The following is a 25,126-nucleotide window of genomic DNA, read 5'->3' as shown; positions in this document are numbered from 1 at the left end:
AAATATGACGCAGCTAACTCACATTAACGCCGCGGGCGAAGCCCATATGGTCGATGTTTCCGCTAAAGCTGAGACGGTGCGCGAGGCGCGTGCCGAGGCTTTCGTGGAGATGCTACCCGCAACTCTGGCGATGATTATCGACGGCAGTCACCACAAGGGTGACGTATTCGCCACGGCGCGCATAGCCGGTATTCAGGCGGCAAAACGCACCTGGGAACTGATCCCACTGTGTCACCCACTGATGCTGAGCAAAGTTGAAGTGCAGCTGGAGGCACAGCCGGAACACAGCCGGGTACGGATTGAAACCTGCTGCCGGTTGACCGGTAAGACGGGGGTTGAAATGGAAGCCCTGACCGCAGCCTCGGTGGCTGCGTTGACCATTTATGACATGTGTAAAGCGGTACAGAAAGATATGGTGATCGGCCCGGTGCGGCTACTGGCGAAAAGCGGCGGTAAGTCCGGTGATTTTAAGGTGGAACTATGATTAATATTCTGTTTTTTGCGCAGGTGCGCGAACTGGTTGGCACCGGCGATTTGTCTATGCCGGCGGACTACCCTACGGTAGAGGCACTGCGTAAGGCGCTGTGTTCCCGGGGTGATCGCTGGGCGCTGGCACTGGAGTCCGGAAAGCTACTGACCGCGGTGAATCAGTCGCTGGTGGCAGCGGAACACCCGCTGCGCGCAGGTGATGAAGTCGCTTTCTTTCCACCGGTAACCGGAGGTTAATGGTGGAAAATACCCGTATCCGCGTAGGTGAAGCGCCATTCAATGTGGGTGATGAATACCAATGGTTGGCGCAGTGCGATGACGATGGCGCTGTCGTGACGTTTACCGGCAAGGTGCGTAATCACAATCTGGGCGATAACGTCAGTGCGCTAACGCTGGAACATTATCCGGGTATGACCGAAAAAGCGTTGGCGGAGATCCTGGACGAAGCCCGTAGCCGCTGGCCGTTGCAGCGTGCAACGGTCATCCACCGCGTGGGCGAGCTGTTTCCTGGCGATGAAATCGTGTTTGTTGGCGTGACCAGTGCGCACCGCAGCATGGCTTTTGAAGCCACCGAGTTCATCATGGATTACCTGAAAACTCGCGCACCCTTCTGGAAGCGTGAAGCGGTTGGGCAGGGTGACCGCTGGGTCGATGCGCGTGACAGCGATCGACAGGCGGCGGAACGCTGGCATAAAGCGGTTAAATAGCCGATAAACAGCGGAAACAAATCAATACCTTTGCTGCTTTCGCGTTAGGTTTTCTGTGGTACGCTTATAGCAGGTAGATCCTTGGGATACCCTATGAATTTCAAGTTACCGCCAGGCAAACTGGGGCTTGAAAGGCGATGGGTATCGGGGGATTTAAATCTTGTTTCACACATAAAAGGTAACCGTCATGGACCGATATCCACGCTCTAATGGTTCAATCGTCGAACGTGCCAACAGCGGCATTCAGGCTTACATGGCGCAGGTTTATGGCTGGATGACCTGCGGCATGCTGTTGACGGCGTTTGTTTCCTGGTACGCGGCTAACACGCCTGCGATCCTTAACTTTATCTTCTCCAGCCAGATCACCTTCTTCGGCCTGATTATCGTGCAGTTGGGGCTGGTGTTTGTCATTTCCGGTATGGTCAACCGCCTGAACGGTACGGTAGCCACCGCGCTGTTTATGCTCTATTCGGCACTGACCGGGTTGACGCTTTCCAGCATTTTCATCGCTTATACCTACAGTTCAATCGCCAGCACGTTTGTGGTGACTGCCGGTATGTTCGGTGCAATGAGCCTGTACGGCTACACCACCAAGCGTGATTTGAGTGGTTTCGGCAGCATGCTGTTTATGGCGCTGATCGGGATTGTGCTGGCTTCACTGGTCAATATCTGGCTGAAAAGCTCGGCGCTGATGTGGGCGATTACCTACATCGGTGTGGTGGTATTTGTTGGCCTGACGGCGTACGACACCCAGAAGCTGAAAGCCATGGGCGAGCAGCTGAACTCGGATGACAAAGACAGCTTCCGTAAATACGCCATTGTCGGCGCACTGACGCTGTACCTTGATTTCATCAACCTGTTCTTGATGTTGCTACGTATTTTCGGCAACCGCCGCTAAATCCGTCTTCTTTCAAACTGCAGCTTGAAATCCATAGAATTTATAGTGAATAGTAAGACTCTGCGATCCCTATCGCAGAGTCTTTTTTTATGCAATTTTGCGGCGGAACATGGCGTAGGCGGCGCTGCCGGTGGTGGCGGTAATCACCAACAGCGGCCACAGGCTGTGCCAGATGATGCTGAAACTGGCGTCCTTCAGGTAAATCTGTTTGGTGATGTCGGTAAAGTGGCGGATCGGGTTGAGCCAGGTGAGGTTTTGCAGCCATACCGGCATGTTTTCCACTGGTGAGACATAACCGGAAAGCAGGATAGCCGGCATCATAAACACGAATACACCGATAAACGCCTGTTGCTGAGTGGCGCACAGCGACGAAATCAGCAAGCCGAACCCCACCAACGACAGCCCGTAAACCAGCATCGTGCCGTAGAACAGCAGCAGTGAACCGGCGAACGGAATCTGATAGATAAAGATACCAATCAACAACACGATGCTGGCCTGGAAGGTCGCGACGATCAGCGCGGGGACCGCTTTGCCGATAAATATCTGCCAGGTGGTTAACGGCGACACCAACAGCTGTTCCAGCGTACCCTGTTCGCGCTCACGTGCTACTGACAGTGAGGTGACAATCAGCACGCCGATGGTGGTGATCATGGCAATCAATGACGGCACCACAAACCATTTATAGTCCAGGTTCGGGTTATACCAATTGCGTATTACCAACTCGCTGTTGTTAGGCTTGGCGCGCTCACCGATCAGCTCATTTTGATAGTCCTGTACAATTTGCTGCACATAGTTGGCAGCGATCTGCGCACTGTTGGAGTTGCGCCCATCCAACAACAGCTGCAGCGGGGCGGTATTGCCAGTAGCGATATCACGCGAGAATTGCGCTGGGAAGCGGATCAGCAGCAGGGCTTTTTGATTGTCGATGGTGGCTTGGATCTCCTGTGGGCTACGCAACAGCAGCACATGGGAGAAGGCTTTTGCTTTGGCAAAACGCTGGGTCAGTTCGACGGAGGCATGGCCGCTGTCTTCGCTATAAACCGCGATGGTGGCATTGGTCACCTCCAGCGTAGCGGCGAACGGGAACAGCAGGACCTGCAAGATCACCGGCATAATCAAAATGGTCCGCGTTTGCGGATCGCGCAGTAACGTCTGCATTTCCTTGATGATTAACGTCCAAAGACGGTGAAACATCATCTAGCTCCTTAATCCAGCCGTCGCTGGGTTTTCCAGGCGGTCAGGCCAATAAATACCACCGCCGAAGCGATCAGGAACAACAGGTTAACCATCAGCACTGTGCCGACGTTGCCCGCCAGAAACAGCGTTTGTAGCGTGCTGACGAAGTAACGCGCCGGAATGATGTAGGTTACGGCCCGCACGATGGCCGGCATGCTGTCTATCTGGAAGATAAATCCAGACAGCATGATCGACGGCAGAAAGGCAGCATTCAGCGCCACCATTGCTGCGTTGAACTGGTTACGGGTGATGGTCGAAATCAGCAGCCCCATGCCGAGCGTACTGGCAAGGAACAGGCTACTGATGACGAATAAAATCAGCAGCGAGCCGCGGTAGGGGACGCCAAGTACCCATACCGACACCCCCATGCACAACACCATGGCGATCATGCCGAGGAAGTAATAAGGCACCAGTTTGGACAACAGCAGTTCGGCACGCGTGACCTGAGTGGAGAGCAGAGCTTCCATGGTGCCACGTTCCCATTCACGGGCGATCACCAGTGAGGTAAGGATAGCGCCGATCACCGTCATGATAATGGTGATGGCGCCGGGGATAATGTAATGCCGGCTGATCGCCGCCGGGTTGAACCAATAGCGCATCTGAACATCAATTAACGGCTTTTCCTCACGCCCGCGATCGGTGGCGCGTTGCTGCTGCCAGATTTGCCACACTCCCTGGGTATAACCTTGAACAAAGTTGGCGGTGTTTGGCTCGCTACCGTCGGTAATAATTTGAATCGGTGCGCTATCTTGTGGCCGTGCCATGCGTTGAGCAAAATCATTGGGGATCACGACCAGCCCGCGGATACGGCCCGCCTGCATCAGTTGGATTAACTGTTGACGGTTATCGCTAATGGTCGGTTCGATATAGGGTGAGCCGGCAAAGGCATTCGCCAGATCGCGTGCATCTTCGCTTTGTTGTTCCATCAGGATCCCCAGCCGCAGCTTGCTGGAGTCCAGATTGATGCCGTAACCGAAGATAAACAGCAGCATCAGTGGAATGACAAAGGCGATCAGCCCGCTGCTCGGATCGCGCAGGATTTGCCGCGTCTCTTTCAGGCACAGTGCGCGCAGGCGTCGCCAGGAAAAACCGCTGTCGTCGCGGGTGGCCATTTTGCTACTCATGGCTGCTCTTCCTGATCATAACCTTGCACCAGTTCGATAAACGCCTGCTCCATCGACGGATTGGGATTCTCGGCGCTGGCGATCTGGTGCTTGAGATCGTCCGGAGTGCCTGCGGCAATGATCTTGCCGCGGTACACCAGCCCAATGCGGTCGCAGTATTCCGCTTCGTCCATAAAGTGGGTGGTGACCATCACGGTCACGCCTTTGTCCACCATGCCATTAATGTGCAGCCAAAACTCACGGCGGGTCAGCGGATCGACGCCGGAGGTCGGTTCATCGAGAAACAGAATATCCGGCTCGTGCATAAGTGCGCAGGCCAGCGCTAACCGCTGTTTGAAGCCAAGCGGCAGCGAATCCGGTGTTTGGTCGAGGATGGGGCCAAAATTGAAGGCGTTGGACATCTCGCCGATTTTTTCGCGCTGCGCCTTGCCGCTCAGGCCGTAAACCCCGGAGAAAAACTTCAGGTTTTGCGCCACGGTCAGGTTACCGTACAGCGAGAATTTCTGCGCCATATACCCCAAATGCTGGCGAGCCTTGCCGGAACTGGTTTTGAGATCCATACCCAGCACCAGTGCTTTGCCTTCGGTTGGCACCAATAACCCGCACATCATTTTAAACGTGGTGGATTTACCGGCACCGTTCGGGCCCAGCAGGCCAAAAATCTCACCGCGTTGCACTGTGAAGTCCACGTGATCGGTGGCGGCGAAGTCGCCAAATTTCTTTGTCAGCCCCTGCGCTTCGATCACGGTTTCAGTTTTTTCGCCTTCAACGGTAGGCATGATCTCCGCCAGCGCTGATTTACTGTTCGGTCCACCGCCGAGCAAATCGATAAACGCATCTTCAAACCGAGGATCCGCCTCGCTCAATTCGGCATCCGGCAGATCCAGCGCCTGTAGCAATTGCCGATGATCTTCACCTTCTTTGAGGATCAATCGCAGGTATTTACCCTGGATCACACCGTCAGTGACTGCAGGCAGACAGATCGCCCGTTGCAGCAGGGCCCGGTGATTACCGGCGGGCGGCGCGATCAGCACGGTGCGCCCAGCCATGCGCTGGGTAAGATCCTGGGGGGCGCCACTAAAGAGCAGCTCGCCCTCATTGAGCAGCAAAACTTCGCGGCACTGTTCAGCTTCGTCCAAATAAGAGGTGCTCCACAGGATCAACATGCCGTCGTTGGCCAGTTCGTGCACCATGCGCCACAGTTCGCGCCGTGAGATCGGATCGACCCCGACGCCAGGCTCATCCAGCAGCAGCACCTGCGGCTGCCCGACCAGCGTACAGGCCAGCCCGAGCTTTTGCTTCATGCCGCCGGAAAGTTTGCCCGCCAACCGGGTGGTGAAGCGGGTGAGATCGGTAAATGTCAGCAGCCGATCAAACGTCTGTTTACGCAGATCACCGGTCACACCGCGCAGATCGGCGTAAAGCGTCAGGTTTTCCATCACCGTCAGATCTTCATACAGGCCAAATTTCTGTGGCATGTAACCGAGGATGGCGTGCAGCTGGCGATCCTGGGCGATCGGATCCAGCCCGGCGACACGCAGTGTGCCGCTACTGGGTTTCAGTAGCCCTGCCAGCATACGCAGCAGGGTGGTTTTACCCGCGCCGTCTGGGCCAACCAGCCCGGTGACGGCACCGCTGGTCAGTCGGGTGGTGAGGCTGGCGACCGCCGGCTTTTCCAATGTCGGGAAACGTTTTTCCAGCGCTTCAAGTTCAATCACCTGTTCCATCACCACCCCCTTAAGGTTTGGCAAAGCGAACGGTGACTGGCATTCCCTGGCGCAATGCGTCATCGGCGTCAGTGACGATAACGCGTAGCCGGTACACCAAATCGGTGCGCAGGTCCGGCGTTTCCACGCTTTTCGGCGTGAATTCAGCGGTGGGTGACACAAAGCCGATTTTGCCGTGATACGGCTTGTTTGGCCGGCTGTCAGTATAAATTTCCAGTTCGGTGCCGGGGGCTGCTTTGCCCAGACTGACTTCGTTGACATAGGCGCGCACCCACACCGGGCGCGTCAGCGACAGGGTAAATACCGTGCCACCGGCGGCAAGCATGCTGCCCGGTTCGACCGCACGGGTCAGCACCGTGCCCGCTGACGGGGAAACCAGACGGGTATCTTGTAAATTCAGCTGCGCCTGAGCCAGCGCGGCTTCGCTTTGCGCAAGGTTAGCTTTGGCTTCTTCAATCTCCTGTGGGCGGTTACCGCTCAGGTATTGCGATAGCTTGTCTTTCGACGCTTGCAGGTTGGCCAGGGCTTGATTGCGTGAGGTACGGGCATCTTCCAGCGCGTCGGCGGAGGTGGCGTTTTTTGCCCACAGCCCTTGTTGCCGCTTCAGGAAGCTATCGGCGTAGTTAAAGGCCGACAGACGTTGAGCCACTTCTGAGCGTACCTGCGCAATTTCCTCGGCGCGATAACCGGCCAGCAGCAGTGCCAGTTTGGCTTTGGCGCTACCCACGTTAGCCTGCGCCTGCTGCAATGCATTGAGGTATGGGGCATCGTCCAGTTTGCCTAGCAATTGCCCAGGCTGGAGGGTATCGCCTTCATCGACCGTCAGCGACGCCAGCCGCCCATCAACACGGAACCCCAAATTCACTGTGCGGATATCTACGTTGCCGTACAGCGTCAGCGGTTTTTCTTGCTGCTGTTGGTAATACCAAACCCCGTAAATGGCCGCGGCGATAAGTACAATAACTGCAACAATGAGGGCACTGCGTTTCTTATTCATAACACTCCCTGCCTGAATTTACGCGCCATAGCGTTGGCGCAGCCCATTAACCAGAATTTCAATGTGTTCAGCCAACACTTCGCTGATTTGATCCGCCTCGGCGGTGCCGATTTGCTGCCAGCCAGCCTGCCGGCGTACGGTTTCCCTCGCCACGCGGAACGACAACACTTCGCCAATCAGTGCGTGGGTATGCAGCACGATTTTGGTCGAATGCGGGTCGATGCCTGTGTAGGCCGCCAGCAGTCGGCAAAGCTTGTCATGCAAGGGGGCGACCACTTGTTGGTGAATCAGAGGATAGGCGTCAGTGGGGGAAAGCTGCTCACGCGACATAATCTTGCTGAGGTTGAGCGTCTGCGGTTGCGTCATCAGGTCGCTGAATGCCAGCAGGCCGCGTTTAAGGTGCTCGAGATAGTATTCCCGCGGGCGTTCGGCCTCTGGCAACTGCCAGAAGCGATCAATCTCGTCGGCCAGGGGGCGAAATGCCTGCTGGATAAAGTCGGCAATCCACTGTGCGACGGCCAGGTAAAGGCCCTCTTTGGAATTGAAGTAGTAGGTGATGGCCGCGATATTGTGCCCGGCGCGCTGCGCAATATCGCGGGTGGTGGCACCCTGAATGCCGTATTCACCGAACATCTCGATGGCGGCGGCGATCAGCTGCTGGCGTGCCTGTTCACCGCGAGCCCGGCTGGCCGTTTGATTGTTTGGCATTGATGACGCTCGCTAAAGTTAATCAATCATATGATTAACTTTATGCCAGATTGCACGAAATGCAATCAGTAACCGTGATTTATTTAAGGGCTTTTTTTCGGACTAGGCTGAATTCTCGGCATATTGTGCTCTGAGTCACTTAAATTACGTTTTCTTGTTCGACTTCTGCTACAATCGCCCGCTTGGTGCACTGCAGTTTGTGCCAATCCCTCGTGGTCATGCTTAATGTCCCGTCTGATAATCCTCCCAGGAAACTGCACCGAACACTGTTAGGTTAGGGGGGATCTGGAGTTTTTCTCTTTATGTCATTTGAAACCCTCGGCTTAAGTGCTGAAATTCTGCGCGCTGTTGAAGAACAGGGCTATCGCGAACCTACGCCAATTCAACGCCAGGCGATTCCTGTCGTATTGGAAGGTCGTGACCTGATGGCCAGCGCCCAGACCGGTACCGGTAAAACCGCTGGCTTTACCCTGCCGCTGCTACAGCTGCTGAGTAAGCATGATCATGCGGTCAAAGGTCGCCGTCCTGTACGTGCACTGATCCTGACGCCAACCCGTGAATTGGCGGCGCAGATCGGCGAAAACGTCGAATCCTACAGCAAATATCTGCGTCTGCGTTCGCTGGTGGTATTTGGCGGCGTGAGCATCAACCCGCAGATGATGAAACTGCGTGGCGGTGTTGATGTTTTGGTGGCAACACCAGGCCGTCTGCTGGATCTGGAACACCAACGTGCGGTTGACCTGTCCAAAGTTGAAATTCTGGTGCTGGACGAAGCGGACCGCATGCTGGATATGGGCTTTATCCATGATATCCGTCGCGTGTTGGCCAAGCTGCCTGCCAAGCGTCAGAACCTGCTGTTCTCTGCGACCTTCTCCGACGACATTAAAGCATTGGCTAACAAGCTGCTGCATAACCCGGCATCGGTTGAAGTGGCGCGTCGTAATACCGCGTCCGAGCAAATCGAACAGAGCGTGCACTTCGTTGATAAGAAGCGTAAGCGGGAACTGCTGTCCCAGATGATCGGTGAAGGTGACTGGAAGCAAGTGTTGGTGTTCAACCGCACCAAGCACGGCGCTAACCACCTGGCCGAACAGCTGAACAAAGACGGCATCACTGCCGCAGCCATCCACGGCAACAAAAGCCAGGGCGCCCGTACCCGTGCATTGGCCGATTTTAAAGATGGCAAAATTCGTGTGTTGGTGGCGACAGACATCGCGGCGCGCGGGTTGGACATCGACCAACTGCCACACGTGGTGAACTACGAGCTGCCGAACGTACCGGAAGACTATGTACACCGCATTGGCCGTACCGGCCGTGCAGAACGTACCGGTGAGGCTATCTCGCTGGTGTGTGTGGATGAGCACAAACTGCTGCGTGATATCGAACGTCTGCTGAAGCGTGAAATTCCGCGTATTGCCCTGCCAGGCTACGAGCCGGATCCAAGCATCAAGGCGGAGCCTATCATCAATGGCCGTCAGGGTGGCGGACGTGGTGCTCCACGCGGCAACGGCGGTGGTCAGCGTTCCGGTAACGGCGGTGGCCAGCGCAGCGGCAATGGCGGCCAGCGTGAAAATCGCGGTGGTGGCAGCGCCCGCCCGCAGGGTGATGGCAAGCCGCGTTCAGGTGCGCCTTCGCGCCGTCCGCGCAGCCGCCCAGCGGAGTAAATTGCGCTGCTGTCAGCGAATAAAAAGCCACCGTTTACGGTGGCTTTTTTTTATCAAAAAATCAGGATGATGCCCAATATCAGCGCACCTCAAGTTCCGGTACGACCGACATACCGACGCGCAGCCGCGCCAACGCCGGCTGATTGGGCTCCAGCAGAATTTTCACCGGCAGGCGTTGCACCACTTTGGTGTAGTTGCCGGTGGCGTTATCGGCGCTGATGGCGGCAAACGTGGAGCCTGTTGCGGGCGCAATGCTGTCTACGTGGCCCCGTAACGTCACCCCAGGCAGCGCATCTACGCTGATCGACACCGGCTGGCCGGCAGAGACGTTGGCCAGCTGGGTTTCCAGAAAGTTGGCGACCACATAGCTTTGTTGCAGCGGTACCACCGCCAGCAAGCGTGTTCCTGCGGAGACCCAGGCACCCTGACGTACCGCGCGCTGGCCGACAGTGCCGCCAATTGGGGCAACAATCCGCGTATAGGAAAGGTTCAGACGTGCCTGATCAACGCTGGCCTGTGAGGCGGCAATGTTCGCTTCTGCCTGTTTCCGGCTGGCCTGCAACACGCCAACCTCCTTGCGTGCAGACACCACGGCGGCCTGGTTCTGTTTCAACTGCGCTGCGGCGGTTTGCATCACGGAAGCGGATTTTTGCTGTTCATCCGCGGTGGCAGTACCGGTTTTTAACAACCGGCGATAGCGATCGGCATTTTGTCCGGCATAGTTAAGCGTAGCCTGGCTCGCGCTGACGCTGGCTTCTTGCTGAACAATATTGGCCTGTTGTTGATCCAGCTGTGCTTGAATGCTGGTGAGTTTGGCCTGGCTAATTTGCAGATTGGCCTGTGCCGTTTCCAGCGCAACGCGGTAATCCTGGTCGTCGATGGTTGCCAGCACTTCACCGGCTTTCACCTGCTGATTATCACCGACATTCACGCTGCGGATATAACCGGAAATTTTGGGGGCCACCAGCGTGTAATCAGCACTGACTACCGCGTCATCGGTACGAAAATGATGACGATTGAGAGAGGCACGAATAAAGAAAGCGATAGCCAGCAGGACTAACAGCAGCAACGCCAAAGTTAAGGTTCGTTTTGCAGGGGTGAAGCTCATGGTTATGATCCTGATGTTTTTGGAACTAAAGGTAAAAGCGTTTGCGGTGGATAGACCCGCTTCGGCAACCAGGCGGTCAACAGCACCAGCAGCAGGGCGAAACCAATAATCAGCAGATAGGCGTCACTGATGCTGAGGATCACCGCCTGATGTTTTAGCAGCGTCGAAAAATGCCCAAGATTTTCCGCTGAGCTGACCGAACCATCCGGCAACAGGGGCATAGCACCGCTGGCGCGATCGGCGTTCTCTGCCGTCATCAACCACGGGTGATTGCCCAACCGATCAACCAGCACCTGAGAGTGAAATTTCTCCCGGTGGGTAATAACGTTCTCTACCAGGCAGCTTGCCGCCACGGCGGAAAAACCGCGCACGGTGTTAAACATTGCCGAGGCAAAGGGGCCTTCCGGGGCCATGATCACGCTGGTAGACGTCATTAACACCGGTAAAATCATCATCGGTTGGCCAAACGCCTGGAGGCTTTGGATCAGCCAGAAATTTTGTCGCGCCCAGTCGTCTGTCAACTGCATTCCGAGCAGACAAGAGCAGGCTATTAGCGCAGCACCGAGGGTCAGTACCCAGCGGGCATCTATCCAGCGCAGGTTCAACAGGGTGGCGATTAAAGGCGCGATGACCAATTGTGGCAAGCCAACGGCCAACGCCAAGGGGGCGAATTGCACGGTGCGAAAGCCTTCCACCTGCGAAAAGTAAAAGGATGGCAGCATCGAGCCTGACAGCGCCAGCAACAGCACGCCAGCCAGCGTCAGCAGGCTATAAGAAAGATTTATTCGCTGCAGTAGTTGCAGTTTTAGCAGTGGCAACGGATGGAACCATTCGTTGATCAAAAATACCACCAACAGCGCAATAGAAACCGGCAACATCAGGCTGATCAATGGCGAATTGAACCAGTCGAGTCGTTCTCCCTGGGTTAGCGAAAGAATCAACAGCGCGATGCCACTACAGCCGGTGATCATGCCGAACAGATCGATTTGACGAAAACGTTCCAGGCGCAAAGGATCCTGCGGCAACCCCCAACTTATCAATAAGAAGGCGATCAGACACAGCGGGATCGCTTGCCAAAAGACAAACTGCCAGCCCAGATTGTCGGTCCATAGCGCCGCCAGCGGCGCGGCGACATTGGGGCCAAAGGTGGCAGTGAGCGCATAGGCGGCCAGCCCGTAAAGCTTGATGGTGGGGGGCAGAAAACGCAGCGCCACTGTCATCAGCAAGGGGGGCAATGCGCCGCCAAACAGACCTTGCACGACGCGCAACGCAATAAACAGCCCAGGGTCTGTGATTAACGGCTGGATTACGCCGACGGCGGCAAAACCGCCGATCACCACCAGAGCAAAGCGGCGCAGCGAGAAGGTCACGGCAAACCAAGGGGCGATCATCATGGCCGAGACTTCCGCCGCCTGATAAACCGAGGTGATCCAACTGCCTTGATCGAAACCTATACCGATAGCCGTACGGATATCTGCCAGCGCCAGATCGCTTGTCCTGTCATTCAATCCAGAGGTCAAGGCGGCAATCAGCACGCCCACCAGCCCTAATGCCAGACGCAGAGTGAAAGGATGCGGCGCAGCGGCGGGGGGCGCAGGCTGAGCGTTCATAGTATGACTCCAGAAACGAAACTTACGATGCACTGTATTGTATGGCGATACATTGTGACGCATGCTACATTGTGATGCGTTGTATTGCAATGTGGTACATCGTGCCGACGGCCAGAAAAAAATGTTACAGTGTGGCCAAAAGTAAGGAAAAGAACCCCCTATGTCTGAACCCTCTACATGCTGCGATGACGAAAGAACCGGCGGAATTCAAGTCATTACCCGTGCAGCGAAAATTCTCGATGCGCTGGGCGCAAAGCCAAATGGCATGAGCCTGGGCGAAATTGCGCTGGCGGTCGATCTGCCGCGTTCTACCGTACAACGTATTGTCAACGCGCTTGATTCTGTGCAGTTGGTGCGAGGCGGTGCCGGTGGCGTGCGTCTGGGGCCGTCGTTGCTGCGGCTGATTGCCAGCGTGCATACCGAAATGGTCGCGATTGCGACGCCCTGGCTGCAGGCATTGAGTGACGCGACTGGCGAGACGGTTTCGCTGGGACGCGCCAGTGGCCTACAGCTGGCGGTGGTGCACTACATTGTTGCGGATCGCGAGCTGCGGGTGGTACCGCGCATCGGTATGAATCTGCCGCTGTACAGCACCTCCGGCGGACGCGCGCTGTTAGCGCTGAACAGCGATGATGCGGCCCGGGAGTTGCTGGGGGAGGCCTATATGGCGGTGACCGATATGACGGTGCGTGATTTCCCGGCATTGCTGGAACGCCTGACCGAAATACGCCGCACCGGCCTGTCCTACGATCGGGAAGAAACGCTGGAAGGTGTCTCCACCATGGCGGTGGCTATCGACACCATTCTGGGGCGCTTCTCCATCAGTTTGTTAGTACCCAGCACGCGTTTGGCCAAGAATGAAGCTCGCTTCCGCGAGGAAATCCTTAAGTGTAAAGACGCGCTGATCGACGAGATTGGCAAGGTCGCGTCGCGAGATTAACCGGAGAAGGTAATGAAAACACTGTTGGTCGCGGTTGATAACTCCGCCAATGCGCGCAAAGTCATTTCACTGGCTGCTGAACAGGCATTGGCTCAACAGGCGGCGGTCGTGGTGTTGTGCTGCGTAGACCTTAGCTATTCCATTGCCGGTCCGTATGACATTGAAGCGGGTGAAGATCCGGCGGATTTTGGTTGCGCACTGGATGAACAACAGGCCGCTGCAACTGTGGTACGCCAGGCGCTGAACGAGCTGCAAGGCGCGGGCGTCAATGCGCGTGGGCGTGTCGTCGCCGGTGAACCGGCAGAAACCGTTGTTGCCCAGGCTAATGCGCTGAACGCGACGATGATAATTATGGGGCGCCGCCATCTTTCCCCCTTTAGACGACTGTTGAAAGGGTCGCATAGCGCCTTGGTGATTGAAAATGCCGATTGCCCGGTATTGGTTGACGTGCGTGCCGACTGACTGTGTTTGATCCCTGGAGCCTAAGATGAAACTAAAATGTGCCATTCTTGACGATTATCAGCAGGTCGCACTCAACATGGCGGACTGGTCCGCCATCGCTGACCGGGTTGAGGTGTTCGCAATCAACCAACATTTTACCGATGAAGCGGAACTGGCAGTGCATCTGCAGGACTGCGACATTCTGGTGATCATGCGTGAGCGTACGCCGATGACGGCGACATTGCTGGCTCGTCTGCCCAAATTGCAGCTATTAATTACCTCAGGTATGCGCAATGCCTCGATTGATCTGGCCGCAGCAGCACAGCGCGGGGTTGTCGTCTGCGGTACCGACAGCGGCTCTGCAGCGCCGATGGAGCTGAGCTGGGCATTATTGCTTGGGTTGGCTAAACATCTGGTGCCGGAAAATGACGGTCTGCGGCACAACGGGCTTTGGCAGCAATCGCTGGGTGTGACGCTGCAGGGCAAAACGCTGGGTCTGCTGGGGCTGGGCAAGATTGGTCGTCAAATGGCCGTGGTGGCGCACGCTTTTGGTATGAAAGTGCAGGCCTGGAGCCAAAACCTGACGGCAGACAAGGCCAATGAGGTTGGCGTTACGCTGGCGGAATCAAAACAGGCATTGTTTGAACAGAGCGACTTTGTGTCCATTCACCTGGTGCTGAGCGATCGCAGCCGTGGGCTGGTTGGTCAACAAGAGCTGAAGGCAATGAAAAAAACCGCGTATCTGATCAATACGTCACGCGCAGCGATTGTCGATAGAACCGCGTTGATTGATGCGTTACAGCATGGGCAGATTGCCGGTGCCGGGCTGGACGTATTTGAGGTTGAACCTTTGCCGGCCGATGACATTTTCCGCCAATTGCCTACTGTGTTGGCGACGCCGCATTTGGGCTATGTGGCTGACAGCAACTATCAAACCTATTTCCGCGAGGCGCTCGAGGACATTGTGGCGTTTCTCGCCGATGAACCGATACGCCGTCTGAGCTAGACGCTTTTATTTCCCTGGATGCTTGTCTGATACTGGGGTTCGCCCGTATCATTGCGCGTCTTTTTTAGCAGGGGTAATCATGCGCGTATTATTGGCTCCGATGGAGGGCGTTCTCGATTCTTTGGTGCGCGAATTGCTCACCGAGGTGAACGACTACGATCTGTGCATCACCGAATTCCTGCGCGTGGTTGATCAACTGCTGCCTGCCAAATCTTTTTACCGCTTGTGCCCAGAATTGCATCACGCCAGCCGCACACCGTCTGGCACCCTGGTGCGCATTCAACTGCTGGGGCAATACCCGCAGTGGTTAGCGGAAAATGCTGCGCGTGCGGTCGAACTGGGCTCTTACGGCGTCGATCTTAACTGTGGTTGCCCGTCGAAATTGGTGAACGGCAGCGGCGGTGGGGCGACTCTGCTTAAAGATCCTGAGCTGATTTATCAGGGGGCTAAGGCCATGCGTGCGGCGGTGCCAGCCCACTTGCCGGTGACGGTAAAAGTGCGACTGGGGTGGGACAGCGACAGCCGCAGCTTTGAAATTGCCGATGCGGTGCAGCAGGCCGGCGCCACGGAGCTGGCGGTACATGGCCGCACTAAAGAGGACGGTTACAAGGCGGAGCGTATCAACTGGGCGGCGATTGGCGAGATCCGCCAGCGCCTGACCATTCCTGTGATCGCCAACGGCGAGATCTGGGATTACCAAGGTGCGCAAGACTGCCTGCAAACGACGGGTTGCGATGCGGTAATGCTCGGACGCGGCGCGCTGAATGTGCCAAATTTGAGCCGGGTAGTGAAATACAATGAACCGCGTATGGCCTGGCCGCAGGTGGTGCAGCTACTGCAAAAATACGTTCATTTGGAAAAGCAGGGCGATACCGGCTTGTACCACGTGGCGCGCATCAAGCAATGGCTGGGGTATTTGCGTAAAGAATATGATGAAGCGACTGAGCTGTTCGGTGAAGTGCGCGCACTGACCAATTCAAAAGATATCGCCCGGGTGATTTGCCGCTCGTAATAGTCTACACCCGCCAACCAAGCCTACACCAATACCTCGCGTAGGGGCGCTGCAGGTTGCGCCCGCGTTAGCTCAGCGTTTCAGTCGTCCAGATCAATCGAGAAATAGCGCATTAATGCTTCATGGCGTTCTTCTTCCGAATGCAGCGTCGACTCCCGACGGTGGTGATCTTCGGTGATAATCAGTTTGTTCTCGCTGATGGTCACTCGGCCGTTTTCCGTGGCGTGGGAGCACACCAGTTTCTGGGTAAAATGCGACTGCGGCGAGGTGCTGTGGTAATGGCACATGTCGGTAAATTCGTCGAGTTGGCGTTTTTGCAGGCTGAAACGGTAGAGCGTTTTGGCATGCGAGCGCTGATCGCCATTGCGACGCTCCAAAAAATAAACCTCGCCTTCCTGTTCCAAATGGAAGGTGCCGGTGCTTTGTGGCTGTTGCTCGGCCGTCGTGATCCTTAGCGGGGTCAGGAAGGAATCACCAAATCCCACGTCCACCAGATAGGGCTGATCCAGCTCGACCAGCAGTGCCATATGATCGAACGGCGGGCCAAAACTGCCGTCACGGGCGCGGATCTCGCCGGAAATAAAATGCACGCTAAAGCCCATGTCCTGCAGCAACAAAGCAAATAGCCGGTTTAGCTCATAACAAAAGCCGCCGCGGTTGTGTTCAACAATTTTACTGAACAGCGCCTTCTCTTCCAGATGAATGCCCTGATGATAAATAATGCTCAGGTTTTCAAAGGGAACCTTGAGCATATGACCACGGTGTAATTGTTGCAGCGTCGGAAGGTCGGGTTGGGGGATGCCTGCGAATCCAATATGTTGCAGGTAACGTTGTCTGTCCACGGCGTGTCTCACAGCAGAAAAATTGAACATAAAATAGTTGGATTTGGCAACGTTGTGGGGGCAATAAGTGCTATGTCAGAACGCCGGGGATTTGCCGGCGGCCTGCAGCAACAGATTTACCCAGCGGCGGGTGGTGGCGCTAACGAACGCGCTGTCTGCCCAGCAAAGGCGATACTGGTAGGCGGCAGGCAATTGCCGACCCTCGTCAAACACCCGCACCAGCTTGCCGGTGGCCAGCGCATCCTGCGCGACGGCCAGGCTTCCGAGTACAATGCCATTGCCTTCTATTGCTTCCTGCAGCGCATGACCGACGCTATTGAACGTGAGAATGCCGCGCGGCGCCGTAATACCCTCACCAAAGGCCATGAACCAGTCTTGCCAATTGGCGATCCCCAGCCCCTGAGCATCTTTCCACGGTGAGTGAATCAACTGCGATTGGGCGACATCTGCAGGGGTGGCGAGTTTAGGGTGTGCAGCGAGAAATGCTGGGCTTGCCAACGGCGCGAAGGCATCGGTGAGCAGCTCACGGGAGTGTGGCGGCGGGGTGCGCGTTGGACTGTAACGAATGGCGATATCCGCTTCGCCATTGGCCATATCGCGCAGGCTTTCATTGGCGTCCAGCACCAGCGAAACATCAGGATCGGCACGGCGCAATGCCGGCAGGCGCACTGCCAACCAGTGGCTGGCAATCCCCAGCGTACAGGTCAGTTTCAGTGTTTGCTGTTGCTCTGGCCGAACGCGATCGCTGGCTTTTTGTAGCAGCGTCAGTGCACGGGTAACGTCGATCGCTAGCCGTTTTCCCGTCTCATTGAGTGCAACGGCGTTACCTTTCCGGTGAAATAGCTCGACCCCCAGCTCGTTCTCCAGATGGCGTATCTGGCGGCTGACCGCACCCAGTGTCACGTTCAACTCTTCTGCGGCCTCGGTAAAACTGGCGCAGCGCGCCGCAACCTCGAATGTATGCAAGGCTTTCAGCGATGGCAGACGTGGTTGAGCGTTCAGCTTGAGTTTCATTCAACCATATTGCCAATCTATCGATGTTCCACAAGTGATTTTTTGCATACTTTTGAGGCAAAGGTTCAAGAGGAATACGACGTGGATATACTGATGGGGCTGGCTGCCGCGCTGTGCTGGGGCGGTACGGATTTTTTGGTTGGGATTAACGCCAGATCGGTGGGGGTACGCAGGGCAGTATTTTTTTCTCAAGCGATCGGCTTTGTGATTTTTACTGCGTTGCTGTTGGTCTCAACGTCACCTGTCTTTGTGGCTTCAGGCGCAGTTTGGGGGTTGGCGCTACTGGCTGCCGGTTTGATGGTGAGTGGTTCGTTAGCCTTGTCACAGGCCTTTGCCATCGGCCAGGCGGCGATGGTGGCTCCACTGGTCACCTGCTATGGCGCTGTCACTACGTTGTTGTCGTGGATCAGTGGAGAACAGCTTACTGCGTTGACGCTGGCAGGGTTGGCGATCTGCCTATTGGGCGTAATGCTGACGGCGATAAGCCCAGGGCGGCAGCCGGGCCACCGGTCATCATCGTTACCGGCAATCGTCTTCGCGTTGCTCGCCGCGTTCTGTTACGGCACGGGGTTCTGGCTGCAAGGAAAATACACGCTGCCGGTATTGGGTCCCAGCGTTAGCCTGTGGCTCGGTTATACCCTGGGGTTGCTGGCTCTGCTGACGCTAACAACGCAGCGGCGAGCGCTGGTGTCGCGACCCGATTGGCGGCAGGCCGGGTTGCTGCTGGCAGCCAGTTTGCTCAACCTGGGCGGCTTTAGTGCATTTTCCGTGGGCGCCAGCGGCGGATCGGTGGCGGTAGTTACCGTGCTTAGCACCCTGTCCGGCGGTATTGCCGCGCTGCTGGGCACATTGCTGTTACGGGAGCGGCTTTCTGCCCTACAGTGGTTGGGGGTATTGACGGTATTAGTTGGCGCCGTGGTACTGCATTTGAAATCGAGCTAGTTTGCCACCTATCAACTCTCCTATTTGGGGCGTTGTTCTGCTCAAGCGACATTCAATCCCACTTTGAATGTCGCCCGGTTTGGCCGTTTGAGCTGTTATTCATTGCTGAAGCGAGCGGGCCGATAACGCGCTGGGATTTCGCTGTTTTTTCCCGTGATCAACTCTTCACTGACCATCCTTCCCACCGTGGCTGCACAGGTTACAGCTGGGTGCATTACCGTCACGTAAAGACCGGTGAGGCTTTCGATAAACCCCATAATGGGGCAGCCATCCTGCGGTACGGGCCGCTGTCCCACGGACTGGCTGAGCAGGTGTGCAGATCCTGTTCCTCTCAGTCTGTCGTTGATTGCCGCCAGGGCGTCGCAAGCTATTTTGTCAGTGCCGCCCGTTGCCGGGTAATCTTCGGCGGCCAGAATATCGCCGTTGCGGGCGTGGCGAACCTCCATGTCATCCCCCGATAGGAGCGTGTTGATGACCCGATCCTGTGTGCCGTAGCGCAACAGAATGGCAGGCGAGGCTGAAACGGGAAGCGGGACTTCTATGGCGTTTAGCAAGGGAGAAATACCCGTGCCGCAGGCCAGCACGACACAGTCCGCGTTGAATGTTCCCTGCGGGGTTTCAACGCCGGTAATGGCAGTGCCTGCACGGGTGAATCCAAGGACAGGCGTCTGAGTTTTTACCACGGCTCCGAGGCCGCAGGCTTTATCCAGCAGGGCACGGGTGGCATCGATAGGGTCAACGGCACCGTCCTGCATTGCAAAGTATGCTCTCGAAGGCGGGTTATTCAGCGCAGGCTCAAGCCGGGCGATATCGGATTGGCCAAGCATTTTTTCGGTGGCCTGACGTTCCAACGAGTCAGCATCGTAACTCAGCGCACCGGCCCAATGCAGCCAAAGTTCCGGGACTTCTTTTTCTAGCCGATGCCAGTCGGCCACAGATGCACGGCGGAGCAGCACGTCTGGCGAATTCTCGCTCACCGTGCTGTGGATCCAGCCAAAAGAGCTTCCGGTGGCACCTGAAGCCGGGTGGTTTTGGTCAAGTACAGTAACCTGCACCCCGCGTTGGGCCAAATGATAAGCGATTGACGCGCCAATAATGCCTGCGCCCACAATAATAATATGCTTGTCCGGGAGACCCATTTTGACTTTCTTCCTCACATGTACTGGGCGCAAACTATCCCATAAATTAACGATGTCATGCAGATAAATATGCGGCTGTGCTGTCGAGCAGGTGACGTCCCTCAAAGAGCACTACGGCAATGGACCGGGGGCGCCCAAGGCCAAGCATTTTCAACCGGCGTGCTGGGAGCGTCTGATATAGGTCAACGGATTCAGCAAGCGCAAGTGCATTTGCAATACTATCCCCACGGCAGAAGAGGTAATGAAGTCGCGTTATTCATATTTGGAGCCAAATATGACGAGTTGCATAAAGAGATAAAGAGCCGCCTTGTTTGAGTCGACTCTTGTACGTTACCAGGCTTTACGCGGATTGCGGGAAACGATATCGATTTTCTGGCACAACAGTTTGGTGATATCTACCGAAGCTGGGCTAGTGGCACTGCCAGCGAAGTTTTTCAGGATAATGAGGATACGGGCATAGTTCACATAGCCCTCAGGCAACGGCAAATACTCGGCAGAGTTCAGTGCAGTAATACGATCCGAAGTCATGGTTGCCGAAGATGTCGGGGTTACCGTCCCGGTCCTGCCCCACTGACAGGCTTTCTCAAGTAGGATATTGACCCCGGCGTTGTCGTTAAGCTCATACTTCCCTTGGTAAGTACCCACGGTGACATCCAACGTGCTCAGACCTTTAAGGTTCTCCAGCGTGGTGCGCCACAAGACCAGGTCATTCTTTTCTATCGGGAAATAGAGTTCAATTTTCTTATCCGCAGTCGCCGGCGTTTTGGTTGTGGCGGTAATCACGCCATCTTTCAGGGTAATCGCCAGGTCTGCGGTTTCTGTTTGTGAAATTCGGTTGCCGATGGCGGCATAAACGTTATTCAACAATAGCGCACTATTTTCTTTCCAGGTCGGTTCGGGAAGATGGTTAACACCATCCTCCAAATACAATAAGCGCCACATATTAATGTAGCCCGGCGCTCCAATCCTTTTCATTTCGATATGGTTATTGGACCAGCCTTTCTTGATATCTGAGTTAATCAGATCGAAGCCGTCAATGTAGCATTTGCCACTAAGATCGCTGGACTTATCAAAAAAGAAATACTCAACGTATTGATAGGGGACCGTGCTGCCTGGGTCAGTCACATGCACATAGAGTGACATAGTCATTTAATGCGATCATAGGGTTATCCTCACATTTTCGGTTATGTAGGCTTTTGAAAATTAATAATTCCAGTAACGCAGAGTTGTTTTGAATATAAAAATATGCAGGCCGAAAGAGATTCGTTTGTGAAGCTTTCGGTCTGTGGGAGTAAATTAACAGGAGGGGGAGGGCATTTTTAGCACTGAGCGTTGTGCCCGCTGTCAGCGGGCGAACGGGAAGCACAATTAACGCACCCGCGGTTATGGACCTGATTAACCTCCCTGAGGGGAGCGTCTGAAATAGGTCAACGGATTCAGCGAACGCAGGTGCAGTTGCAATACCACGCCGCGGCGGAAGAGGTAGTTGAGAACGGTCAACGACAACAGCTCAGTCAGCAAGGTGCTGTAGGCGGCGCCCATCATGCCGTACTGACGGATCAGGCAATACGACAGCGGGATATTGATGACAAACACCAGGAACATCTTCTTCGACAGGAAGCCGTAACCAGAGAACATCACAATGTATTTGTAGGCCAGGGTACCCAGCGCGGAAAGCAGGGTGGCAACCGCCAATACCCCCATAGCAGGATAAGCGGCTAAGTATTGTTCCCCGTACAATAAGACGATCACCGGTTTGCCGAGCAAGACAATGCCGGCCACGATCGCGGCGGAGATCGCCAGCACCAACCCATTCAGTTTGGCTGCGGTACGCATGGCATCATTGCGGTGATAAGCAAATATTTTGGCGAAAAACGAGGTGATAACCGCATCGGTGACAAACATCCAGGCGGTTGCCAGGGTAATGGCGACGGAGTAAATACCCAGCGCTTCGGCGGAAACAAACCACATCAGGAACAACTGCGCCAGTCGGGTATAAATGGCGATGGAAACATTGGATATTGCCAGCGGCAGGCCACTGGCGAGCAAATAGCGCACATATTTACGCCGAACGCGCCCGGGTGCGATAAAGCGCGGATGGCGGCGGTGGTACATGTGGTGGCGAATCAGATAGGGGATCAAATAAACCATCACAATCGGGATCGCCAGGTAATACAGGTGCAGATCAAAATACACAATCAAATAACGCACCAGCAGCGCACTGCCCAGCCCGGCCACGTTGGCCAACGTATTGAAGCGCGACTCCAGCCGGGCATCATGGTAAATGGTGAAGACGTCTCTCAATGAGAAAAAGCTGGCGACAAAAGTGGCGGCACAAAAGTAGAAGGTAATGAAGTCTTCTCGCAGGCCGGTGTAAATCAATATTGCTGCAGAGAGCACGATGAAACAGCCTTGGCGCAGCCGATTGGTGGAGAACATCAGCGCAGTTCCAGAGCCTGGATTGCGGCTAATTCGCTTGAACAGAACGGTATCGGAACCCAGTAGCGCCAGCGTTTGGGTAATGGCGAAAATGGCGGTAGCAAAGGTGATCTTGCCGAAGCTTTCCGGGCCAATATATCTTGCCATATAGGCGGTGATGAATATAACGCCCAAGATGGACACCATCTTTTCGGATATCATCCAAAACGCATTGCTCACTATCCTGATATCTATGAAATTTAATTTCATTCGCGCTTTCCCTGTCGCATCTTTTAATAGGAATTATCCGATTATTTCCTTAACCTCTGTAGGGATGACTCGCAGGGTTTTATAATTGAGATGCTATAACCGGAGTGTCAGAAGCATTTCTACGTATGCTATGTTCATGGAAGAAAGAGAAGAATGAGAAAACTCGTAAAACGACTCTATCGGGCCGCGCCCGATTTTATTTATTATCAAGTCAGCCATTACCTTGTCCACGGCTCTTTTGTTAACTTCAAATCCCCAAAGACATTTTCAGAAAAAATCTATCGACGCATGCGCTATCCGCATAATGATTTCAGTATGTTAGCGGATAAGATGGCGGTCAGGGAGTATATTGCCCAGCGGGTGTCGGATAAATACCTAACGCCTATTATTATGGCGACGCCTAATTTCACTGAACAAGACTATCTTTCTTTGCCACAATCATTTGTTATCAAAACAAATAATGCGTCACAACAAGTCAAGATAGTGAAAGATAAAAGCACGGTATCCTATCAAGATATTGCGAATATTCTTAAGCAATGGTCTGCAATAACCTATTGGAAGAGGTATCGAGAAAAGCACTACGCAAATATTCCGCAGCAGGTTATCGTCGAAGAGCTGCTGGATATTGAATGTGACGGTGAATTGATTGACTACAAGGTGCATGTATTTAACGGAAAACGGCCTTACGTGTTTGTCGAATTGCTGCGTGGTGGCCCTGAGCCGAGCTCGCTGGAGTTTTTAGATGAGCATGCACGCCATTGCTTTTTTACCCAGGCAGACATTCCGCAAGTCAATACGCTGTATGAAAAACCGGCTTTCTGGGATGAGATGATTCAGGTCGCTAAAGCGGTTTCCGCGGATTTGGACTATTGCCGCGTCGATTTTTATCTCACACGTGAGCAAATATACATCGGCGAATTGACGCTTACCCCAGGTGCTGGCAACGAAGTCTATTTGCCACGTGCCACCAATCTTCTGCTGGGCGAGATGATGTCTAAAGCGTGGTGATCCTTGTGGCAGGTTACTGCCCGCCGCCTGCAGGCGAGATGCTCTGTAGCCACGCAAGAAACTCAGCTGCTTTGGGTTTTTCCAGCGTACGTTGAGGATAAACCACGTAATAGGGCTTGCTGAGCGGTAGCGCCGGTTCTGCCAGCGGCACCAATGTCCCCTTGGCCAGTTCCCGCTGAATAAGTTGTTGCTGGCCAAGTAAAATACCCAGGCCTTCCACAGCGGCATCTATTGCCAATGAGGTCAGGTTATAGGTCAGGCCACGTCGCTGTGGCGGAGGCAAGCCGGCTGCGTTAAACCATTCATGCCACCCCGGCAGGAACTGGCTTTCCTTACCCCAATCGACATGGATCAGCGGCTGGTGCGTCCAGTCGCCAGCCGCCTGCAACTGCGGGCTGCACACCGGTTGAACAGCGTCCTGAAACAAACGCACTTTTTCCAATAGCGGGTAGTCTTGATCGCCAAAACACAGGGCAAAGTCTGCTGTTGAGCTGGCGAAGTCCACTTCGCCGTGGGTAGCATGCAGCCGGATATCGACCTGCGGGTGTTGCGTAAGCCAGCCCCCAATCACCGGGTTTAGCCATTTTGATGCCAGTGCCGGTAGGGCAAATAGCGTCAGCGTCTCCTTGCCTCGCTGGCGATCGACATGCTGCTGCGCGATACGCAGTGTCTCAAATGCCTGCTGCACGTACGCCAGGTAATCCGCGCCCTGTTCGGTTAGTGTTACGCCGCTTTTGGCTCGGGTGAACAGCACAATGCCCAGGTGCTGCTCAAGCTGGCGGATTTGCTGGCTGACGGCGGCGGCGGTCAACGCCAGGCTGTCTGCCGCTTTGGCTAAGCTGCCGGTGCGAGCGGCGGTTTCAAAAGCCAGAATAGCGCTCAGTTTGGGCAGGCGGCTACGGGTGGGTGCGTTCATGGCAGTTATCGCTAAGAATTGGTTAACATATCCTTAACGCATTTTTGTTATTACGGCAATGTGACATTCGCTACAGTGGGGTTATCCGGCCTAATGCCAACAGGAGCCTCTGATGCAACCACTCGCTCATATCATTGATTTATCCGCCAACCCGATTGGCGACGCCGCTTTTCAGGCTCGCTGTAAAGCGACGCTGGATACGTCCGGGGCGCTGGTATTGCCGGGCTTCCTGACGGCAGCAGCCTTGGCAAGGGTGCGTCTGGAAGGGGCGCAGAACGGCCATGCTGCGTTTTACGCAGCCAGCAAGCATAACGTCTACCTCAAACCACAGGACGAAACGTTACCGGCCAATCATGCACGCAACCGGCTGGTTGTTTCATCCAAAGGCTGCATTACCGACGAAGAGATCCCGGCTGAGTCACCGTTGCGCACGCTGTACGACGCACAACCCTTCCGTGACTTTCTCTGTGCGGTACTGGAAGAGCAGCGCCTTTACCCTTACGCGGACCGGCTGTCTTCTATCAACCTGCATTATGCCCACCGAGGGCAAGAGCTGGGTTGGCATTTTGACAATTCGTCGTTCGCCATCACGCTGCTGATCCAAAAACCCCAGGCCGGGGGGCGCTTTGAATATGTGGAAAACTTGCGTGATGCCGATCGTGGCGAGATGAATTATGCCGGTGTTTCCGAGGTATTGGACGGTGAGCGGGCAGCGAAGCCGCTGACGATGGAAGAGGGGGATTTGGTGCTGTTCCGTGGGCGCAATGCCATGCATCGCGTCACGCCGACGGAGGGGGATACCACCCGGATGCTGGTGGTCCTGGCCTACAATGCCCAGCCGGATATTGCGCTGTCGGAGAGTGCCAGAATGACTTTTTACGGCCGATTGTAGAGATAAAAAGAACTGCCC

Annotated in this window: 25 protein-coding genes; 12 read left to right on the top strand and 13 right to left on the bottom strand. The window is 55.1% G+C overall.

Features of this window, described 5'->3' with window-relative positions; translation table 11 throughout:
* Positions 1-4 precede the first annotated feature (4 nt).
* From moaC to AC2FC2_RS02470, 4 genes are all read left to right on the top strand, one after another.
* Positions 5-484, top strand: coding sequence for a cyclic pyranopterin monophosphate synthase MoaC (moaC, locus tag AC2FC2_RS02485; RefSeq protein ID WP_122077649.1), 480 nt, complete (start codon positions 5-7; stop codon positions 482-484).
* The gene (gene moaD, locus AC2FC2_RS02480) at positions 481-726 is read left to right on the top strand and encodes a molybdopterin synthase sulfur carrier subunit (protein WP_209632202.1); all 246 of its coding nucleotides are present in this window, start codon (positions 481-483) and stop codon (positions 724-726) included. Before moaC ends, moaD begins: the two co-directional genes overlap by 4 nt.
* Positions 727-728: 2 nt before the next feature.
* Positions 729-1,196 (top strand): molybdopterin synthase catalytic subunit MoaE, encoded by a 468-nt coding sequence (gene moaE, locus AC2FC2_RS02475; protein WP_265554869.1) that lies wholly within the window; start codon positions 729-731, stop codon positions 1,194-1,196.
* 187 nt (positions 1,197-1,383) lie between these two features.
* Positions 1,384-2,094 (top strand): Bax inhibitor-1/YccA family protein, encoded by a 711-nt coding sequence (locus AC2FC2_RS02470; protein WP_209632203.1) that lies wholly within the window; start codon positions 1,384-1,386, stop codon positions 2,092-2,094.
* An 87-nt stretch (positions 2,095-2,181) separates the two neighbouring features.
* Here the strand turns inward: AC2FC2_RS02470 and AC2FC2_RS02465 are convergent, their stop codons facing one another.
* From AC2FC2_RS02465 to AC2FC2_RS02445, 5 genes are read right to left on the bottom strand one after another with little or no spacing between them, the layout of a single operon-like run.
* Positions 2,182-3,288 (bottom strand): ABC transporter permease, encoded by a 1,107-nt coding sequence (locus tag AC2FC2_RS02465; RefSeq protein ID WP_490308579.1) that lies wholly within the window; start codon positions 3,286-3,288, stop codon positions 2,182-2,184.
* A gap of 11 nt (positions 3,289-3,299) precedes the next feature.
* Positions 3,300-4,454 carry an ABC transporter permease gene (locus AC2FC2_RS02460; protein WP_209632205.1) on the bottom strand — a complete coding sequence of 385 codons (1,155 nt, stop codon included), beginning with the start codon at positions 4,452-4,454 and terminating at the stop codon, positions 3,300-3,302.
* A complete protein-coding gene (locus AC2FC2_RS02455) occupies positions 4,451-6,181 on the bottom strand; it encodes an ATP-binding cassette domain-containing protein (protein WP_490308578.1) in 1,731 nt (576 codons plus the stop codon). The genes AC2FC2_RS02460 and AC2FC2_RS02455 overlap by 4 nt, the downstream gene beginning before the upstream one ends.
* Before the next feature lie 10 nt (positions 6,182-6,191).
* Positions 6,192-7,178, bottom strand: a complete 987-nt coding sequence (hlyD, locus tag AC2FC2_RS02450; RefSeq protein ID WP_265554248.1) for a secretion protein HlyD — start codon at positions 7,176-7,178, stop codon at positions 6,192-6,194.
* A gap of 18 nt (positions 7,179-7,196) precedes the next feature.
* Complete coding sequence (locus AC2FC2_RS02445; RefSeq protein ID WP_209632208.1) at positions 7,197-7,886, bottom strand: transcriptional regulator; 690 nt, start codon at positions 7,884-7,886, stop codon at positions 7,197-7,199.
* 302 nt (positions 7,887-8,188) lie between these two features.
* Here AC2FC2_RS02445 and rhlE point away from each other — a divergent pair, with 302 nt between their 5' ends.
* Complete coding sequence (gene rhlE, locus AC2FC2_RS02440) at positions 8,189-9,550, top strand: ATP-dependent RNA helicase RhlE (protein ID WP_209632209.1); 1,362 nt, start codon at positions 8,189-8,191, stop codon at positions 9,548-9,550.
* 79 nt (positions 9,551-9,629) lie between these two features.
* Here rhlE and AC2FC2_RS02435 read toward each other — a convergent pair whose 3' ends face one another.
* Both AC2FC2_RS02435 and AC2FC2_RS02430 read right to left on the bottom strand, forming a co-directional pair.
* Positions 9,630-10,658 (bottom strand): HlyD family secretion protein, encoded by a 1,029-nt coding sequence (locus tag AC2FC2_RS02435; protein WP_490658657.1) that lies wholly within the window; start codon positions 10,656-10,658, stop codon positions 9,630-9,632.
* A 2-nt stretch (positions 10,659-10,660) separates the two neighbouring features.
* Positions 10,661-12,268 carry an MFS transporter gene (locus AC2FC2_RS02430; RefSeq protein WP_404760130.1) on the bottom strand — a complete coding sequence of 536 codons (1,608 nt, stop codon included), beginning with the start codon at positions 12,266-12,268 and terminating at the stop codon, positions 10,661-10,663.
* A 160-nt stretch (positions 12,269-12,428) separates the two neighbouring features.
* On the opposite strand from AC2FC2_RS02430, the gene AC2FC2_RS02425 reads away from it, so the two are divergent.
* The 4 genes from AC2FC2_RS02425 to dusC all read left to right on the top strand — a co-directional run bounded on the left by AC2FC2_RS02425 (position 12,429) and on the right by dusC (position 15,667).
* Positions 12,429-13,208, top strand: a complete 780-nt coding sequence (locus AC2FC2_RS02425; protein WP_209632212.1) for an IclR family transcriptional regulator — start codon at positions 12,429-12,431, stop codon at positions 13,206-13,208.
* Between the two features lie 12 nt (positions 13,209-13,220).
* On the top strand, positions 13,221-13,670 hold the full coding sequence (locus AC2FC2_RS02420) for a universal stress protein (protein WP_490658656.1): 450 nt from the start codon (positions 13,221-13,223) through the stop codon (positions 13,668-13,670).
* A 25-nt stretch (positions 13,671-13,695) separates the two neighbouring features.
* Complete coding sequence (locus AC2FC2_RS02415; protein WP_490658655.1) at positions 13,696-14,655, top strand: D-2-hydroxyacid dehydrogenase family protein; 960 nt, start codon at positions 13,696-13,698, stop codon at positions 14,653-14,655.
* Between the two features lie 79 nt (positions 14,656-14,734).
* Entirely contained in the window at positions 14,735-15,667 is a 933-nt protein-coding gene (gene dusC / locus AC2FC2_RS02410; RefSeq protein WP_490658654.1) for a tRNA dihydrouridine(16) synthase DusC, read from the top strand.
* A gap of 80 nt (positions 15,668-15,747) precedes the next feature.
* Here the strand turns inward: dusC and AC2FC2_RS02405 are convergent, their stop codons facing one another.
* A complete protein-coding gene (locus tag AC2FC2_RS02405; RefSeq protein ID WP_490658653.1) occupies positions 15,748-16,509 on the bottom strand; it encodes an arylamine N-acetyltransferase family protein in 762 nt (253 codons plus the stop codon).
* Positions 16,510-16,584: 75 nt separating this feature from the next.
* Complete coding sequence (locus AC2FC2_RS02400; protein WP_490658652.1) at positions 16,585-17,523, bottom strand: LysR substrate-binding domain-containing protein; 939 nt, start codon at positions 17,521-17,523, stop codon at positions 16,585-16,587.
* Between the two features lie 81 nt (positions 17,524-17,604).
* Between AC2FC2_RS02400 and AC2FC2_RS02395 the strand changes: the two genes are divergently transcribed.
* Positions 17,605-18,465: a DMT family transporter gene (locus AC2FC2_RS02395; protein ID WP_404760126.1), complete on the top strand. Its 861-nt coding sequence runs from the start codon at positions 17,605-17,607 to the stop codon at positions 18,463-18,465.
* Positions 18,466-18,560: 95 nt separating this feature from the next.
* Here AC2FC2_RS02395 and AC2FC2_RS02390 read toward each other — a convergent pair whose 3' ends face one another.
* The 3 genes from AC2FC2_RS02390 to AC2FC2_RS02380 all read right to left on the bottom strand — a co-directional run bounded on the left by AC2FC2_RS02390 (position 18,561) and on the right by AC2FC2_RS02380 (position 22,292).
* Positions 18,561-19,604, bottom strand: coding sequence for an NAD(P)/FAD-dependent oxidoreductase (locus AC2FC2_RS02390; protein WP_490658651.1), 1,044 nt, complete (start codon positions 19,602-19,604; stop codon positions 18,561-18,563).
* Between the two features lie 330 nt (positions 19,605-19,934).
* A complete protein-coding gene (locus tag AC2FC2_RS02385) occupies positions 19,935-20,753 on the bottom strand; it encodes a hypothetical protein (protein WP_490658650.1) in 819 nt (272 codons plus the stop codon).
* Positions 20,754-20,999: 246 nt separating this feature from the next.
* Complete coding sequence (locus AC2FC2_RS02380) at positions 21,000-22,292, bottom strand: flippase (protein WP_404760123.1); 1,293 nt, start codon at positions 22,290-22,292, stop codon at positions 21,000-21,002.
* A 153-nt stretch (positions 22,293-22,445) separates the two neighbouring features.
* Here AC2FC2_RS02380 and AC2FC2_RS02375 point away from each other — a divergent pair, with 153 nt between their 5' ends.
* Positions 22,446-23,300: an ATP-grasp fold amidoligase family protein gene (locus tag AC2FC2_RS02375; RefSeq protein ID WP_209632219.1), complete on the top strand. Its 855-nt coding sequence runs from the start codon at positions 22,446-22,448 to the stop codon at positions 23,298-23,300.
* Positions 23,301-23,313: 13 nt separating this feature from the next.
* Here the strand turns inward: AC2FC2_RS02375 and AC2FC2_RS02370 are convergent, their stop codons facing one another.
* Positions 23,314-24,216: a LysR substrate-binding domain-containing protein gene (locus tag AC2FC2_RS02370; protein ID WP_265554229.1), complete on the bottom strand. Its 903-nt coding sequence runs from the start codon at positions 24,214-24,216 to the stop codon at positions 23,314-23,316.
* 112 nt (positions 24,217-24,328) lie between these two features.
* Here AC2FC2_RS02370 and AC2FC2_RS02365 point away from each other — a divergent pair, with 112 nt between their 5' ends.
* Positions 24,329-25,108 carry a HalD/BesD family halogenase gene (locus tag AC2FC2_RS02365; RefSeq protein WP_265554226.1) on the top strand — a complete coding sequence of 260 codons (780 nt, stop codon included), beginning with the start codon at positions 24,329-24,331 and terminating at the stop codon, positions 25,106-25,108.
* Positions 25,109-25,126 lie beyond the last annotated feature (18 nt).

Source organism: Serratia sp. CoH_122_TC_1 (assembly GCF_058191755.1).
This window is presented reverse-complemented; position numbering and strand designations above follow the sequence as displayed.

Bases quoted from the DNA above. Each gene is read 5' to 3' on its own strand.
- AC2FC2_RS02365 (WP_265554226.1), top strand. From the start codon at position 24,329: ATGCAACCACTCGCTCATATCATTGATTTATCCGCCAACCCGATTGGC.
- AC2FC2_RS02435 (WP_490658657.1), bottom strand. From the start codon at position 10,658: ATGAGCTTCACCCCTGCAAAACGAACCTTAACTTTGGCGTTGCTGCTG.
- moaD (WP_209632202.1), top strand. From the start codon at position 481: ATGATTAATATTCTGTTTTTTGCGCAGGTGCGCGAACTGGTTGGCACC.
- AC2FC2_RS02390 (WP_490658651.1), bottom strand. From the start codon at position 19,604: ATGGGTCTCCCGGACAAGCATATTATTATTGTGGGCGCAGGCATTATT.
- rhlE (WP_209632209.1), top strand. From the start codon at position 8,189: ATGTCATTTGAAACCCTCGGCTTAAGTGCTGAAATTCTGCGCGCTGTT.
- AC2FC2_RS02425 (WP_209632212.1), top strand. From the start codon at position 12,429: ATGTCTGAACCCTCTACATGCTGCGATGACGAAAGAACCGGCGGAATT.
- hlyD (WP_265554248.1), bottom strand. From the start codon at position 7,178: ATGAATAAGAAACGCAGTGCCCTCATTGTTGCAGTTATTGTACTTATC.
- AC2FC2_RS02415 (WP_490658655.1), top strand. From the start codon at position 13,696: ATGAAACTAAAATGTGCCATTCTTGACGATTATCAGCAGGTCGCACTC.
- AC2FC2_RS02420 (WP_490658656.1), top strand. From the start codon at position 13,221: ATGAAAACACTGTTGGTCGCGGTTGATAACTCCGCCAATGCGCGCAAA.
- AC2FC2_RS02385 (WP_490658650.1), bottom strand. From the start codon at position 20,753: ATGACTATGTCACTCTATGTGCATGTGACTGACCCAGGCAGCACGGTC.
- AC2FC2_RS02460 (WP_209632205.1), bottom strand. From the start codon at position 4,454: ATGAGTAGCAAAATGGCCACCCGCGACGACAGCGGTTTTTCCTGGCGA.
- AC2FC2_RS02455 (WP_490308578.1), bottom strand. From the start codon at position 6,181: ATGGAACAGGTGATTGAACTTGAAGCGCTGGAAAAACGTTTCCCGACA.
- AC2FC2_RS02400 (WP_490658652.1), bottom strand. From the start codon at position 17,523: ATGAAACTCAAGCTGAACGCTCAACCACGTCTGCCATCGCTGAAAGCC.
- dusC (WP_490658654.1), top strand. From the start codon at position 14,735: ATGCGCGTATTATTGGCTCCGATGGAGGGCGTTCTCGATTCTTTGGTG.
- AC2FC2_RS02380 (WP_404760123.1), bottom strand. From the start codon at position 22,292: ATGAAATTAAATTTCATAGATATCAGGATAGTGAGCAATGCGTTTTGG.
- AC2FC2_RS02445 (WP_209632208.1), bottom strand. From the start codon at position 7,886: ATGCCAAACAATCAAACGGCCAGCCGGGCTCGCGGTGAACAGGCACGC.
- AC2FC2_RS02375 (WP_209632219.1), top strand. From the start codon at position 22,446: ATGAGAAAACTCGTAAAACGACTCTATCGGGCCGCGCCCGATTTTATT.
- AC2FC2_RS02470 (WP_209632203.1), top strand. From the start codon at position 1,384: ATGGACCGATATCCACGCTCTAATGGTTCAATCGTCGAACGTGCCAAC.
- AC2FC2_RS02370 (WP_265554229.1), bottom strand. From the start codon at position 24,216: ATGAACGCACCCACCCGTAGCCGCCTGCCCAAACTGAGCGCTATTCTG.
- AC2FC2_RS02430 (WP_404760130.1), bottom strand. From the start codon at position 12,268: ATGAACGCTCAGCCTGCGCCCCCCGCCGCTGCGCCGCATCCTTTCACT.
- AC2FC2_RS02465 (WP_490308579.1), bottom strand. From the start codon at position 3,288: ATGTTTCACCGTCTTTGGACGTTAATCATCAAGGAAATGCAGACGTTA.
- moaC (WP_122077649.1), top strand. From the start codon at position 5: ATGACGCAGCTAACTCACATTAACGCCGCGGGCGAAGCCCATATGGTC.